11 protein-coding genes and 3 pseudogenes are annotated in these 14,786 nt (G+C 43.7%); 3 read left to right on the top strand and 11 right to left on the bottom strand.

Features of this window, described 5'->3' with window-relative positions:
* Nucleotides 1–611: FAD-binding oxidoreductase (locus tag V6C93_RS22470; protein WP_333478903.1), on the bottom strand; the 611-nt coding region annotated here is incomplete at its 3' end.
* 149 nt (nt 612–760) lie between these two features.
* Nucleotides 761–1,360, bottom strand: coding sequence for a DsbA family protein (locus V6C93_RS22465; RefSeq protein WP_333478902.1), 600 nt, complete (start codon nt 1,358–1,360; stop codon nt 761–763).
* An 840-nt stretch (nt 1,361–2,200) separates the two neighbouring features.
* On the opposite strand from V6C93_RS22465, the gene V6C93_RS22460 reads away from it, so the two are divergent.
* Nucleotides 2,201–3,814, top strand: coding sequence for an AAA family ATPase (locus V6C93_RS22460; protein ID WP_333478901.1), 1,614 nt, complete (start codon nt 2,201–2,203; stop codon nt 3,812–3,814).
* A 765-nt stretch (nt 3,815–4,579) separates the two neighbouring features.
* A complete protein-coding gene (locus V6C93_RS22455; RefSeq protein WP_333478900.1) occupies nt 4,580–5,896 on the top strand; it encodes a phthiocerol/phthiodiolone dimycocerosyl transferase family protein in 1,317 nt (438 codons plus the stop codon).
* A 649-nt stretch (nt 5,897–6,545) separates the two neighbouring features.
* On the opposite strand, the gene V6C93_RS22450 is transcribed toward V6C93_RS22455, so the two are convergent.
* From V6C93_RS22450 to V6C93_RS22440, 3 genes are all read right to left on the bottom strand, one after another.
* Nucleotides 6,546–7,439 (bottom strand): sirohydrochlorin chelatase, encoded by an 894-nt coding sequence (locus V6C93_RS22450; RefSeq protein ID WP_333478899.1) that lies wholly within the window; start codon nt 7,437–7,439, stop codon nt 6,546–6,548.
* Between the two features lie 70 nt (nt 7,440–7,509).
* Nucleotides 7,510–7,773: a hypothetical protein gene (locus tag V6C93_RS22445; RefSeq protein WP_333478898.1), complete on the bottom strand. Its 264-nt coding sequence runs from the start codon at nt 7,771–7,773 to the stop codon at nt 7,510–7,512.
* 64 nt (nt 7,774–7,837) lie between these two features.
* Nucleotides 7,838–8,692: a DUF3050 domain-containing protein gene (locus V6C93_RS22440; RefSeq protein ID WP_333478897.1), complete on the bottom strand. Its 855-nt coding sequence runs from the start codon at nt 8,690–8,692 to the stop codon at nt 7,838–7,840.
* 553 nt (nt 8,693–9,245) lie between these two features.
* Between V6C93_RS22440 and V6C93_RS22435 the strand changes: the two are divergent.
* Nucleotides 9,246–9,434, top strand: a pseudogene (locus V6C93_RS22435) (IS1 family transposase); the annotation flags it as partial.
* 124 nt (nt 9,435–9,558) lie between these two features.
* Here the strand turns inward: V6C93_RS22435 and V6C93_RS22430 are convergent.
* From V6C93_RS22430 to V6C93_RS22405, 6 genes and pseudogenes are all read right to left on the bottom strand, one after another.
* The gene (locus tag V6C93_RS22430) at nt 9,559–9,693 is read right to left on the bottom strand and encodes a hypothetical protein (protein WP_333478896.1); all 135 of its coding nucleotides are present in this window, start codon (nt 9,691–9,693) and stop codon (nt 9,559–9,561) included.
* 12 nt (nt 9,694–9,705) lie between these two features.
* Nucleotides 9,706–10,926, bottom strand: a complete 1,221-nt coding sequence (locus V6C93_RS22425) for an aminotransferase class I/II-fold pyridoxal phosphate-dependent enzyme (RefSeq protein WP_333478895.1) — start codon at nt 10,924–10,926, stop codon at nt 9,706–9,708.
* Between the two features lie 432 nt (nt 10,927–11,358).
* A pseudogene (locus tag V6C93_RS22420) lies at nt 11,359–11,865 on the bottom strand (hypothetical protein); the annotation flags it as partial.
* A 122-nt stretch (nt 11,866–11,987) separates the two neighbouring features.
* Nucleotides 11,988–12,629, bottom strand: a complete 642-nt coding sequence (locus V6C93_RS22415; protein WP_333478894.1) for a hypothetical protein — start codon at nt 12,627–12,629, stop codon at nt 11,988–11,990.
* Nucleotides 12,630–13,277: 648 nt separating this feature from the next.
* Nucleotides 13,278–13,727: pseudogene (locus V6C93_RS22410) on the bottom strand (transposase); the annotation flags it as partial.
* A gap of 210 nt (nt 13,728–13,937) precedes the next feature.
* Nucleotides 13,938–14,786, bottom strand: an 849-nt coding sequence (locus V6C93_RS22405) for an NAD(P)/FAD-dependent oxidoreductase (RefSeq protein ID WP_333478893.1), incomplete at its 5' end; no start/stop codon positions are given.

Here is a 14,786-nt window from a genome sequence, read left to right as displayed (position 1 = left end):
AATTCAAACTCAGTGACGACACCAAAGTTACCCCCTCCTCCTCGAATCGCCCAGAAAAGGTCAGCATTTTCGGTTTCACTGACTCGGATCTGATTCCCGTCTGCTGCGATCACTTTCGCAGCAACAAGATTGTCGATCGTTAGACCGTACTTCCGAGTTAACCAACCGAAACCGCCCCCTAGCGTGAGACCTGCAACACCTGTCTCTGAAACAGTTCCCAATGGAGTCGCTAACCCATGCAGTTGTGCCGAAGAATCAAAATCACCCAATGTGGCACCTGCTTCAACATACGCACACCTGTTACGAGCATCAATGCGGACATTCTTCATCATTGAAAGATCGATCATCACGCCGCGATCGCACACAGCGGTTCCCGCGATGTTATGCCCACCGCCTCTGACTGATAGTTCGAGTTTGTTTTCTCGCGCAAATGCGATCGCATAGGCAACGTCATCGGCTTGGGCACACTGCACGATCACAGCTGGTCTGCGATCGATCATTGCATTCCAGATTTGGCGAACTTCGTCATAGTTCGGATCATCAGGAAGCACCACATGACCCTTCACATGAGTCTTCAGCTTTTCAGTTGGTTGATTCAGCAGTGTTGTCATGATATTTCTCCGACTTGTGAACCTCGACGACTAACCCATCATTAGTGATGGCAACCTGAGTGCTGAAAATTATCTTCGGTTGGTAATAAATTGGATGTCATAATAACTATCCTCAGCAAGACATTAATTGGAGTCAAAGCTCGAAAAATTTAATTACTTGCAGCGACAATAGCTGTCTTCAATTGCTCGATGTTCCAGCGTCCGGAATACTGAATTCCATTGATAAACAGGGCTGGGGCAGCCGTTACTCCACTTTGTAATCCACTTTCGATATCTTCATTGATGCGAGCAACATGCACTTGTTTATACAGATCTCGAACAAACTGAGTGACATCAAGCCCTAAATTGTCAGCATACTCCGCCAGATAGCCATCCCCCAGCTCTTGCTGATGGGCGAACAAAATGTCATGCATCTGCCAGAATTGTCCCTGTGCTGCCGCTGCTTCTGCTGCCGCTGCTGCCTTTTGAGCTTGAGGATGAATTTGAAGCTGAGGAAAATGCCTGTACACAAAGCAGAGATCGTTTTGCTCGGATGTGTTCAGCCGTTCTTGCACCGTCTGAATTAAGGTATAAAGTTCTCCACATTGAGGACATTGATAATCCCCATACTCAACCAGCACAACTTTGGCATTCAGCGATCCTTGGCGACGATCTCGCTGGGATGGTGGTACAGCTAATTGATTGCGATAAGCCGGAGGCTTGACGCTGCACGTATCGCCAGTTGCTTGGGCAGAAATATCGTCACTCATTCTAAACCTCGACGAAAAAAGCATTCACCCTACTCTTAGCACTGTGAAATTTTCTTTTGTCAATCCTGACTAACATCTATATAACCTAATATATGGAGTCAGCTTGAAGCTGTCATCAATTCTGAGTCCATATTTTAAGTGACAAAAAGATTGCCGATGAGCGATCTGAAGTACTCAGCTTCAACTGTACTTAAGTACAGCCATGGTAATCTCCTTTTGTCAATCCTGACTAACATCTATATAACCTAATAACCTAATATATGGAGTCAGCTTGAAGCTGTCATCAATTCTGAGTTTATATTTTAAGTGACAAAAAGATCGCCGATGAGTGGTCTGAAGTACTCAGCTTCAACTGTACTTAAGTTCAGATTTATTTCAACTTAAGTTGCAATCCTGAGACGGTGGTGTTCTAAAACTGTTGGAAGAGGGAAAAGCTATGCCTTAAGGTAGAATTTTCATGTATGAAGATACTTTAAGCTGTACGTGGTAATCCCCGTTGAAGTGGCTTGGAATCAATTGCATTCATTCCTATCAAAGGAGTTGTCAATTTAGCGACTCATTAGTCCCTTGAATGTCTTGTCAATACGGCGGGTAATGTTTTATCAGCAAGCATCTACGCGATCGCTTCCATCTACTGAACTTGATGAATCTGAATCAAAGTTGCGATTGTCATTCACCTGAACTTAAGCCCTATAGAACCAAATTGCCCTTTGATTGCTCAATGAAAGCTGTAACTCATTCAAACCTATCAGTGACGGCATTATTAATTTGATCACCTTAGAAGCCAAGTTCCTCTGAGGTAATTCACTTTCATAGCCATTTAGCGAGGTCTGCAACGTTATGAACCTTCAGTCTCTTTTGTTTCTATTCAAAGCAAACCTTCCTGTTGTGGCGATCGATAGCCCCGCACCTGAAGAACTCTCAACTGTTGAAACAATCTTGCGTGAAGTGGCTCAACCACTTGACCTGCCTGCGTTTATTTGGGACTTAGGGCGAGGATTGCAACGTGTCAAAATTGACGCAGCGATTGGTATCGAAACAGAACCGACAGACTTTCGTCCAGGCACCGATCCAGTGCTGGCAATGTTGGATTATATCGAGCAATATGACGATCGAGGATTATTCATCCTGTTGGATCTCCATTCTTTTCTGTATTGCAACCCTCTGCTGAGCGGTGAACGGAGAGATCTGCTAGCCATCACTCGTCGGATCAAAAATCTTGCCTTCACGTTGAAGCAGACCAAAAAACGGCTAATTCTTCTGGGGCAAAACATGAAATTGCCAGAGGATTTCACCGGCTTAATTTACGAAATTGACATGCCACTGCCCAATGCTCATGCAATTGCAGAACTCATTCAATCGTATCTTGCTGACCTCCAGCAGCTATTTCATGACAAGAATAAGACCCTGCTTGTTGAATTGGATACGGCAGAAAAAGCACGCCTCATTCGTGCAGTTCAAGGGCTAACAGAGGGTGAAATTCGAGATGCTCTCAGACTTGCTGCGGTCAAAGATGAACGCATTGATACGACAACAGCCGATGTGTTAAATGACTTCAAAATACGCAAGCTCAGGAAGTACCAGGTCGAATTTAGTGCCCCACCTGATGTAGAAGTGGGCGGGTTAGACCAGGTGAAGCAGTGGTTTAAAGAGCGTACCCAACTATTTAGTGACGAGGCAAGTCAAGCAAACCTACAACCGCCGAAAGGAATCTTGTTGTTTGGTATTCCTGGGACTGGAAAGAGTCTAATTGCAAAAACGATTGGACATTTGTGGAATGTACCAATGTTAAGCGTTGATATGGGTTCAGTCTATTCCAGCTTGGTTGGTGAAAGTGAATCAAACCTTGACTCTATTCTGCAAACCGCAGAAGCTGTTGCTCCGTGTGTTCTCTTTATTGATGAGTTAGAGAAGGCATTGGCAGGAACGGGAAATTCAAGCGGGGATTCTGCTGTAGGTCAGCGATTGTTGGGCAAATTACTAACTTGGATGGCAGAGAAAACGGCTCCTGTGTTTGTCATTGCCACTGCCAACTACATTGACGGCATTCCCCCAGAGTTTACCCGCAAAGGACGATTTGATGAAGTATTTTTCGTGGATTTGCCCCAAAAATCGGAGCGTGCTCAAATTCTGAATATTCACCTGGCAAAATACTACACACAGTTGAATGAGGAGGATTTGGGGGCGATCGCCCAAGCCACAAAAGACTTCAGTGGAGCAGAATTGGCAGCACTAGCACAAGAAGCGGCAATCAAAGCCTTCAATCAAGACAGAGCAGGGCAAATTACATTAGAGGACTTGCAAGAATTGGCAGCACTCGCGATTCCACTCGCTCAACGAGAGCAAGCGAAGATTCGAGCATTGCGAGATGCGACTAAACATGCTCGTCTCGCTGCATCCCCTGAGGTTGAGGAAACAGTTTCAAAACGCAGTCGGCAAGAAATATTGCTGTAGCACTTTACTGTCGTGCCCTACCTCACATTGTCTACTGGGATCGGGCGAGTGTATTGGTTCAACTCGGCTTGCTCGATCCAGGTACGCTACCCGTTATAGGCGCTGACAGTGCGCGGAAGTTGCTCGATCCGAACTTGCCCTCAAACTCACTAATTTAACGTGAGTTCGACGGTTAGAAAAAGACGAAAAGCTTACTATGTATATAACTTAATATATAAAATCAGATTCAAGCTGTCATCAATTCCAAGTTTATATGTTAAGTGACAAAAACATCGCCGATGAGCGATCTGAAGTAATCAAATTTAACTGTACTTAAGTTCAGATTTATTCCAACTTAAGTTGGAATAATGAGACGGTGGTGTTCTAAAACTGTTGGAACTACCAATTCGAGTATGATATGACAAAATCAACAAATGCCTGATTTAAAGCATTGGGTCTTGAACCTTGACGCAAAGCTTGATAGATTGAAATGGTACTTTTCATAATTAGAAAATTGTCTAAAACCATCATGTAAAATATAGCTGTTGGCTTTCAATATACTGAAAAAACTAATGACAAAAAATTTATTATCTACTTTTTGGATAAGTTTGATGAATAAGCGCTAAAAGAAAAAGTTTTATCTGAGCCTGAGTTAATAATTGCCACGATCAACACCATCTCCATTTGTGCAAAACTCTTATCGATGCAAATGCGTGGATCATCTCTAAAGGGAAAGCATCCACCAGCAAATCCTTAGAATTTGTCCAAAAGTATACTTAAGTAAGTGTGGAATTAGAGGTATTGGCGATGAATAACAGAGAACTCGGCAACATGGAGAAAGCTATGGAAAGCTTGAATCGTCATGGTGGAGGTTTCTTAGTTGTAACGGTTGGCCGCATCAAAGGCCCCCTAAATGCAGAAATGGTCAGACGGGCTTTAGACCTTGTACAGTATCGTCACCCTCGTCTGAATTCTCGTATTGTTGGTTCCTTGGATAATCTGTGCTTTCAAACTCAACAGATGCCTTTGATTCCTTTGCGTGTTGTAAACAAGTTACACGATGAACAGTGGACTGATGTCGTTTTATCAGAACTGAATGAAAAAATTGACAGTAGCAAAGGTTTGCTCAGAGCTGTACTCGTTCATCTAATGAATGAATCGCGTGTAAATTATCTAATCTTAACAGTGCTTCACACTATATCAGATGGATTGTCATGCCTCCAACTGTACTCAGAAATATTAACGTATTGCAAGAGTTTTGCTGACGATGACCCAATAACTCAAGTCATTAGCTTGCCCACACTTCCACCTGTAGAAGAGTTAATGCCTGAATCGACAAAAGAATTGAGCAAAGAGTCCCTATGTCACCAACCACAACCATTAGGGATTGAAACCTTGGGTTTTGAGAAATGTGTACCGATGGAGTTACGCCGTTGTGGTCTGATACACAGACAGCTAGATGCTGAGTTAACCCAGCAACTCGTAAATATTTGCAGGCAGGAAAAGACAACACTGCAAGGCGCTTTGTGCGCGGCGATGCTGTTTGCAGGGGTGAGAAAAATCAGGACAGGTCAGACTGATGATGTACGCGTGAGCTGCCGAACGCTTGTTGATTTACGTCAACGTCTAAAACCAGTTATTAGCAATGAGAACATGATAGTGCTGATTTCGTCTCTAATGTCATTTCACACCCTACAAATAAATACATCATTCTGGGAATTAGCACGGGATATAAAACAACAACTTGACGCTGGTCTAGAGCAAGGCGATATGTTCAGCAGAGTATTAACGTACCGTCATAGTGTCGAGTCTCTTCTCAGGCGATACGATCAAGCATTAGGAACGGTAAGTGTCAGCAACGTGGGGCGAGTAAACATCCCTAGAGTTTACGGTTCACTCGAACTAGAAGAAATCAGCTTTGTGCCATCGATTGCTGCATACGGGGGGGTTTTTTATGCTGCTATCACAAATTTTCAAGGAAAAATATTTTGGAATTTTCCGTTTTCTGAACCGGCAATTAGTCTCCAGATGATGGAGAACCTTGCAAACAGTGCAGTGTCCTGTATTATTGACGCTTGCCACGGATTTTGTCAACTAGGGTAAGCGCGTCGGTTGTTGCACGAATACGGAAACTCGAAGGCGATTATTATGCCGCGCCCGCTGCTGAAAATGAAAAATCTACACATAGGGGAAGAGCTGGCGAAGCTGTCAGGAAGTGCAAACTAAACAGTTTAGTTTAAAAACCAAGCAAAACCATAGACGTTTCTCTTTCTTCTTCCACTCTTTGTTGGCATACTATCAATCAATGCTCGGTGGAGCGATCATCAAAACAGTGCCTCATGCGATCGCCTGACTAATGACTGTCGGTTAAGCGTACTAAGGCATTATGACGTGCCACACTGACTACTTCCTTTATTGTCAGGTTACGGTTGCCCACAACTACAGTTTTGCTGGAATTTCCAAGGAAGGGTGATGAAGAATCAAAGTTCGTGTTCAAGATTCAATAGATGATAAAAGTGGGTAGAGTTTGATATCTTATCTTCTGGGCTAAGTAAGTAAGCTTAATCTCGAATCTTGGGTAGTGTTATCAACCCCAATTTTAGCCCGATTCTAACGATGTTTTAAGTATTATTGCTTATTGACAAATAGTATTTGACCTTAACTCCTCACGAATGCCCATATACTGGGTTTCTCCAGAACGAATCGCACTTGCACTTATCTCGGCTCTATGCCGTAACCATTTGCCTGACAGTCATTTCACCCCTATTAGCCGGAATTGAGACATTTTACAATTCATCTGCACAAGTCCTTGCTGAGTTTCAATTTCTCGCTCTCGTAATAGCGAGAATAGTTGAGGATGCAGACCCATTTCGGGCAGACAAATCATAGGAATATCTGGGTATTGCTCCTGTTGTTGGGCAGTAATCTTAATAATTTTTTTCATTAAAACACCAGTAAACAGGAAGTATGGCAGGACAATGATGCGTTTAGGCTGGTAAAAGCGGGCACGACGGAAGCCTTCTTCTAACTTGGGATGGGTAATGGCGATGAAGCAGGTTTCAACCGTGGAGTAGCCGCTTCCTTCCCAGAGGATATGAGCTACTTTGTAAACATCTTCGTTGGCATCGGGGTCACTAGAACCACAACCGACAAAGAGGAGAACGGTATCAGATCGAGAAATTTGTTGGGGGTTGTATTCAGGGTAATCAAGTTGTGCTAAACGCTCACGCCACAATTCTATAATCTTAGGAGTAATCCCAAAATGATGCCCATAGTGAAACTTCAGCTGCGGATACCTAGCCTTGGCACGGTCTAGTTCATTGGGGACTTCAAATTTACTATGCCGTCCAGCAAATAGCATCACTGGCAACACTGAGAGTTCAATGTAGCTTCTTTCCACGCACTGCTCTACCGCTTGTTGAATTGTCGGACCAGTAAGTTCCAGAAAACAAGGCATAACTGGACGCGATGAATCTAAAGCTTCATAGGCAGTGGCAAAATTTAACAAAGCTTGCCTTCCTTCTTCATCTCTAGTGCCATGACCAATCAGCAATAAAGGACGCTGTATGGGCAAGGGTGGCAATTCTAAAGTTGAGGCAGTTGGGAACTCCATCTGGGTCAGACTTGTGGTGTGGAAAATAGGCATTCTCAGTTCTAGCTCCTTGAGTTTTTTTTACAAAGTCCACTGGTCAAGCATCCGCTTGACGAGCTAGTAACTAAGAGCGGATTTGGCAAAACTGGCTAGTATGTAGCACAATTTCACCATAATCTGGAATCCAGGCTAACCATTGCTCGTCTGAATGTTGGCACAGTAGAAGTGCTTCATCAAAACTGAAAGGGCTAGGAAGTTCTAGTAGTTGCACCCAGGTAGAAGCGTGGAACTCCTGGTGAGACTGTTCTAGGTAATGTTTAGTTGACCAGCTTAGGGTATCCAATGGCAAGCAGACAGTAAACTCTGGTCTATGGAGTTCAATTTTCATGGTTTTGTTTCCTGCATAACTAGTAGTTTATGTCTAGCTTTTAGAGCTTAGTGTTGTACCTCACTTACTTGCAATGTGCTGTATGATTCTCTCTGTTTACCTGAATTGACTGAGCTATGCCATCCCATAGGGAATAGCGTACTTTGAGAGCGCTGTGAGCAGAATGTAAAGCTTGTTCCCACTTCAAAGGGTCATTACCACAAAGATTTTTTAAGAGTTTTTGTCCCATTGGGACATGCTGATCCTCATCAAGAAAAGTGTGTCGGTCGAGGTAAAGTTGCAAGGAATTGCAGGTGAATACATGAGAACTTTCTAAACTGGCAAGGATTTGCCTAAACATAGCAGGAACGATGTCCTCTCGACCTAGTAAAAAAGCCGCCGCAACTTCATGAGTTGACTTGCTTACAGTGGTTAAGGTAGAAAGTACAAAGGTTTTTGTAGATTCGGGTATGGAAAGAGGGACCAGAGCTTGTTCAGCAGAAAGACCTTGTTGAAGAGAGTAAATAAATTTTCGGATTGAACTGCTATCAGCCCCAATTTCTTCCATAGCAGTTAGATAGAGATCAAAATGACTTGTGTAACACTCTGGGGTAACTTCATCAGTTTCTTCAGCTAGAACAATCTCGTTAACCATCCTTGCTGAATTAATGTCTGTTGGTGGAAGCCACGGCACGTCTAAGCAAGTTACTCGGTGTTGAAGAGTTTTAATCAGTGACAGAAAATCCCAAATAGCAAATATGTGGGATTCCATAAATATCCGCAAAGATGTTATATCTCCCAATTGTTTGTAAACTGGGTGATTTAGAAGATCGGTACGGGTGGGTTCAATTTTTTCTACAAGCAAAATGTAAGGGTCTGTTCCTTCCAATATGTTGAGCTTGCTATTTTCTTTGCTGGTTTTTATTTGAAATGTATTCATCTATACAAGCCTCTGTATTTTTTGTTTGAATTGAGATATTCTCACAAAGCGTCTTTACACAGTCTGTCTTTATATCGGAGTTTTTGTGAAATAGTATGAAAGCATGAAGGTAGTGTTATCAAAGCAGCACAATTTTGGCATTCAGCGATCTTTGTCGCCGATCTCGCTCAGATGGTAGTACAGCTAAGAGACTTGCGATAAGCCGGAGGACTTCGGCGTGAGCGCTCAGTCGAACGCTTGACGCTGCGCGTATCGCTAGTTGCTTGGGCAGAAATATTGTCACTCATTCTAAACCTCGATGAAAAAAGCATTCCCCCTACTCTTAGCACTGTGAAATCTCTTTTTGTCAATCCTGACTAACATCTATATAACTTAATATATGGAGTCTGTTTAAAGCTGTCATCAATTCCGAGTTTAGATTTTAAGTGATAAAAAGATCGCCGATGAGCGATCTGAAGTACTTAGCTTCAACTGTACTTAAGTTCAGATTTATTTCAACTTAAGTTGGAATCATCAGACGGTGGTGTTCTAAAACTGTTGGAAGAGCGTAAAATATAAACCTGTAGAAAAACATGAAGTTGGGAAAAGAAAAGCTCAAAGAATTGAACGAAAGCATTTGAGTTTGAGAGCGAGAATCAAACGACTAGTTAGAAAGACAATCTGCTTTTCCAAGTCTGAAGAAATGCACGACTTAGTTATTGGATTATTTCTTAACTGCTACGAGTTTGGTCTAAACTTGTAACAACACTTTGATAACCAGGGTAAGCGCATCTCAAATGCTATTGACAAAGAGTAAAATTCTCTTCAGTCCAGCCACGAGCAAGGCACTCAGGGCAGAGAAAATATTTACGCTCAGGTGGTTCAGATCATGTGATATCAGCAGTGATAGCAGGAGTTTCTTGGCGATCGCCTGGACTAACCTCTGTTGTATTTGGTGGACTAGCCAGAGATAACACAGCAGATTCCAAGCCTGACACCTGCTCTCGAAGCGTTTTTACCAATTAATCTTTCCTTTAAGTAACATTAGCAACAGCGTATTTTATCGCTGCTTGAAATTTGGGTAAGGCACGAGAAATCATTTCTTCGCTAACAGTAAGAGAAATCCGGAAGTAAGCTGGTATTTCCAGGGGTGTCCCTGGTAAAACAAACACATCGTGACTTGCCAGGAGTTCCGCAAAAGCACAGTCATCTTCCCAAGGAGATCGCACCAACAAAAAGAATGTTCCATCGGGGATATGCAGTTGATAATCCATGCGTCGCAGCGACGAAGCCATCCAATCTCGCTTTTTTTGTAAATGCTCGATATTTATGTTAATTTTTTCCAAGTCCGTTAGGGCATACTGCATTAGTACGCTAGGAAAACACCAACCAAAAGGAGTTCCTTGTAACAAGGCGATTACTCGCCTTATTTCTTCCCGGTTGGGCATAGTGGTGGGTAGAGCGATATATCCGATACGTTGACCGGGAGCCTTTAAGGTTTTGCTGTAACCATATACAAGGAAAGAAAATGGGTAAAATTGGGTAGGGCTAGGACAAGATTGGTTATCAAAAACAATGCGGCTGAAAGTCTCATCAGAAATCATGTAAATCGGCTTGTCGTAAAGTTTAGAAGCCTCAGTGAGTATATTTGCCAAACGCTCTAGGGTACTAGCTGAAAAAATCTTACCTGTAGGGTTATGGGGTGAATTGACAATTATTGCCCGAGTTCGTTTGGTAATTGCTTCAGCGATCCCCTCCAAATTCATATCGAAGGTGTTCGGATCTACAGGCACACCCACCGGAACCGCACCAGTAAAATGCACCATATTCCTATAACCAAACCAGGGTGGAGTCAGAATTATTACCTCATCTCCCTCCCCAGCTAGTATTTGCAGACAAATTGCCAACCCGACTAAAGTACCATTAGTCATAAAAATATCTTCAGGTAATATAGAAAGTCCTCGTTTATCCTGAAGAGCTGCGGATACAGCAACCTGTGTTTCGGGAATATTTCCCTTGTAGCCATACCAACTGGAGTTTTGCGGTACACTCCAACGTTGCAGGGCTTCTACAAACCCTGGAGGTGGCATTTCATAGGGATCACCGAAGCTAAAATCAAGACTTTCCGGCTCAGTTCGGCGACTCATATAGGTCGCCGAAGCGAAAAACTTACTTATAGGGGTTTGGTAATCTAATTTCTTCAGTAACTGTGGTGAGAGAAAGTGAATTTTCCCTTCATCTGTCGTATCTGGCATAACCCCGACCTTTGATTGCAATCTAGTCTAGGCAAGATTCAGTAATTAAGACAAAAATTTTAACCCGTTTGAACGGGTTTAAGCTTTAAGCCAGAAATTTATTTCTAGGCTCAAAATGTCTTAACTTAGTGCCATTCAACTTAGAGCTTCACCGCTTCAATGATGCTGATCACAGAGGGAATCAAAATCACTTGCGTCAGTTCAAATTCACTTGATCGCAGCAACGATCAATATTCTGCCTCAGTCCGTTCTCGTTCACTCGTCAACACCAACACAATCAGATCCATAAACTTCAGAGGGGAATGTCTATATCATAATGATTTCCACATTCCTCAGCTTCCTGTACTTTGGCTATGAATGAATCAATACACTGGAGTTTGACTAATCACACTCACATTTGGATCGAGATTGTCGCCAGTGCCGTAGACATAATTAAATGCGCCTTGATCGTGGAGAAGATGCGATAAATCCATAGCTGGCAACTGTTTCGGCATAGTTAGAATAGTCTGCTTTATCGACCAGAGCACCTTGCAGCATCAGCGCGATCGGCAGTTGATCCGGCGTTGAATTTGGCAGCACTGGATAATACACATCGGCTGGAGCGCCATCAGCGGCAATTGTGGTTGTGTAGTGCTTCACCTGGTGATAAATCGGGTCGGGATCGAAGCTCGTCTGTTGCTCTAAACTCAACCGCAGTACCTCTCCAAGTCCTGCAACAAAGCCTTTATTAGAGATGTAAATATCGCCGTCAGCACCGATTTCTAAACCCGTCGGATTCGTTAGTTCATCATCTGCGAGCGTGGTGCGAGTTTTACCATCGGGAGACACATAGATCAGCTCACCTGCGTCACTTCCATTCGAGATTCCATCCGCATCATATTCCAGGACATACAAACCGCCGGATTTGTCAAAAGCAAGATCCACGATATTCGTAAACCCGCCTGCATAGACTTAAACCGGGAATATATGCGGCTACTAAGTGCTTAATTGAACCCACTTGATAAAACGCACCTACAAGTGGGTGGTTCAATGCTTGGAAACTTTGTTGTATTCAGGTTATTTTACGAAGGTGGGTTGCCTTCTTTGAGCGTAATGGTGAGAGTATCATCCGAGTTGGGTCGCACGGGGCGTTGGATATTGCAGATACGCTTGGTCTGCGGTGGTCCTACTGGCAGACTGGGACATGGCGGATTACCAACCAGTTGTATACAGTCAGTGCAGTTGACCGGGTAGACGCCTGGATTTCCCTGATTTTTCCGCAGTGCCTTATTCTCAATCGAGTCGATGGAGGTATTGTTCACCCCGTCAGACCAACCAGACCCGGTTACGCTCATCTTCATCCAGCAGTTGACTCCGTTTACGCAGCTGATATCGAAGGCTTCGTCGCCTTGACTGACGTTCAGAGTAAACTCGCCAATATTTGTACCTTCCTTGCCATGATGGAAGTCGGCTCCTGCGACCGGACATTGCGGCAAGATGAAAAATCCGACGTTGCCAGTAAAACATTTCCCATTTGGGTCGAACTTGTGTGTTGCACCAGCCTCCAAGGTGAACGTCCCTTGTCGCGGAGAATTCGGAACATGTGACAGAATCGGAAAATCACCCACGCCGACCGGATTTGGGCAGACTGGTCCTGATGCACCGAATGTCAGGTAAACCTTGACCGCCTGATTTGTTGCATTGTGAACCGCTAACTTGGTCATAATGGCTCCTTAGCATTATTTATATAGATAGGACTTACGCATTGACAAAAATCTGATTATGTGGAGCAGACTTATTTGCTGCTCTTCCTTCCATATAACCTAATATATGGAGTCAGCTTCAAGCTGTCATCAATTCTGAGTCCATATTTTAAGTGACAAAAAGATCGCCGATGAGCGATCTGAAGTACTCAAATTCAACTGTACTTAAGTTCAGATTTATTTCAACTTAAGTTGCAATCCTGAGACGGTGGTGTTCTAAAACTGTTAGAAGAGGGAAAAGCTATGCCTTAAGGTAGAACTTTCATGTATGAAGATACTTTAAGGTGTACGTGGTAATCCCCGTTGAAGTAGCTTGGAATCCCTTGCATTCATTCCTATCAAAGGAGTTGTCAATTTAGCGACTCATTAGTCCCTTGAATGTCTTGTCAATTGTCAATACGGCGGGTAATGTTTTATCAGCAAGTATCTACGCGATCGCTTCCATCTACTGAACTTGATGAATCTGAATCAAAGTTGCGATTGTCATTCACCTGAACTTAAATCGCCTGGACTATCCTCTGTTGTATTTGGTGGACTAGCCAGAGATAACACAGCAGATTCCAAGCCTGACACCTGCTCTCGAAGCGTTTTTACCAATTAATCTTTCCTTTAAGTAACATTATTGGACTTTGGACAAAGACGACGACTACCAATAGCTATGAGCCACATGGGAGTCCAAACTTGTTGACCATCTACATCAGTCACTCGAATTTGCAGTAAAGTAAAAGGATGTCGATACATGGAATGAGAGGAAGTTCCCCGCATCAAAATCTGTCGCCAGCAACGAAGAGTGACCGTTAATTCTCGACCGGAGCGCGTAGTCAACTGAGTCTGTACAAGCTCATTAGGAGAAGTCCAAGTCGTTTCATCCTTCAAGTCAAATTTGTTGCCGTACCAACGAGGATGCCCTCGTCTGCAAGTCTTGATTTCACAAGGGTTGGACTGAAGATAAAAAACACGATTACTGCGAACTCGAGTGACAATAACAATATTATCTTGTTCAAGATTGTCGTTAAGGAATGCCGGGGTACTGTAGTCACTATCGGCAACTAAGACAGATAAAGAATCTTGAGGGAGTTGAAGATTAGAAAGAGCATTGGCTAACTGTGCTCAGCCGACTTCTGCTCCTTTTTGCGTTGGTAAAACTCTTTGGGCAGATAGGGGAATGCACCAGGAATCAAAAATTATCCTGACTGGGTATGTAAGTGACTTTAGACTGTTTTACGTCTTCATTTGTCCAAAGTCCAATGCCGCCGATTCTTGGCATTTTTAAGAGCGGCGCTGTCGAGGTCGAGCAAACGGGCGAAAACGCCTCCGGCGCGTGTTCGGCAGTTGAGTACGTTGTTGCGTCGTGTCAGATTGCACCCCTAAATCTTCCAGAATTTCTGAAGCAGCCACTTCACCCGTCTCGCAGCCTCCTTCCATAAAACCCCAAGATTCTAAGGAGCAGTGTTCGCCAGCAAAAAAGAGATTGCCTACGCACTCTCCTTGTGCGCCGTACATCTGAGTATATTGCCCCACTAAATAAGTGGAATATGCCCCGCGAGAATATTGTTCGCCTACCCAGTAGGCACGGACGGCACCTGGGAGTCTTTGGGCACTAACACCAGGGAAAACCTGCTCTAATTGCGGTACAAATCGTTGGGCTTGAACTTCCGGCGTTGCAGTTCCAAGGGCTAAACCTTGGCGACCGCCAGTATAGTTTGTGATTAAACCTTCCGGACCAGGAGCGAAGGGAGTTGCTTCCCAGGTACTTTGAAAACTTAAGTCCGTAGAGACTGAGCCGTTGGAGTTATAGCGATCGCGCCACAGTCGGCTCTGATAAGCAGTGATTAATTTGGAGTTACTACCATAGCCAAACGTATTGATAGCTAACGTTTTCGCTGGCGGTAAATCGACCCTCAGCTCGATGGTACGCAGTACGCTAAACGGCAATGCCAACAAAATCCGCTCGTACTTGCGTTCAGAAGAACGACCTCCAGAGCGCAAACTCGCTTGGTAGCGACCATCCGATAGTTGGCTTATAGATTCTAAAGCTGTCCCAGTTTCTATCGAACCAGCCAATATCTCCGCCAGTCGGCGGGGAATTTGGTCGTTACCCCCTTCAATCTGATAGCG

Origin of the sequence: Allocoleopsis sp. (assembly GCF_036703385.1) — a bacterium.
In the GTDB taxonomy this organism is placed as follows: domain Bacteria; phylum Cyanobacteriota; class Cyanobacteriia; order Cyanobacteriales; family Coleofasciculaceae; genus Allocoleopsis.
This window is presented reverse-complemented; position numbering and strand designations above follow the sequence as displayed.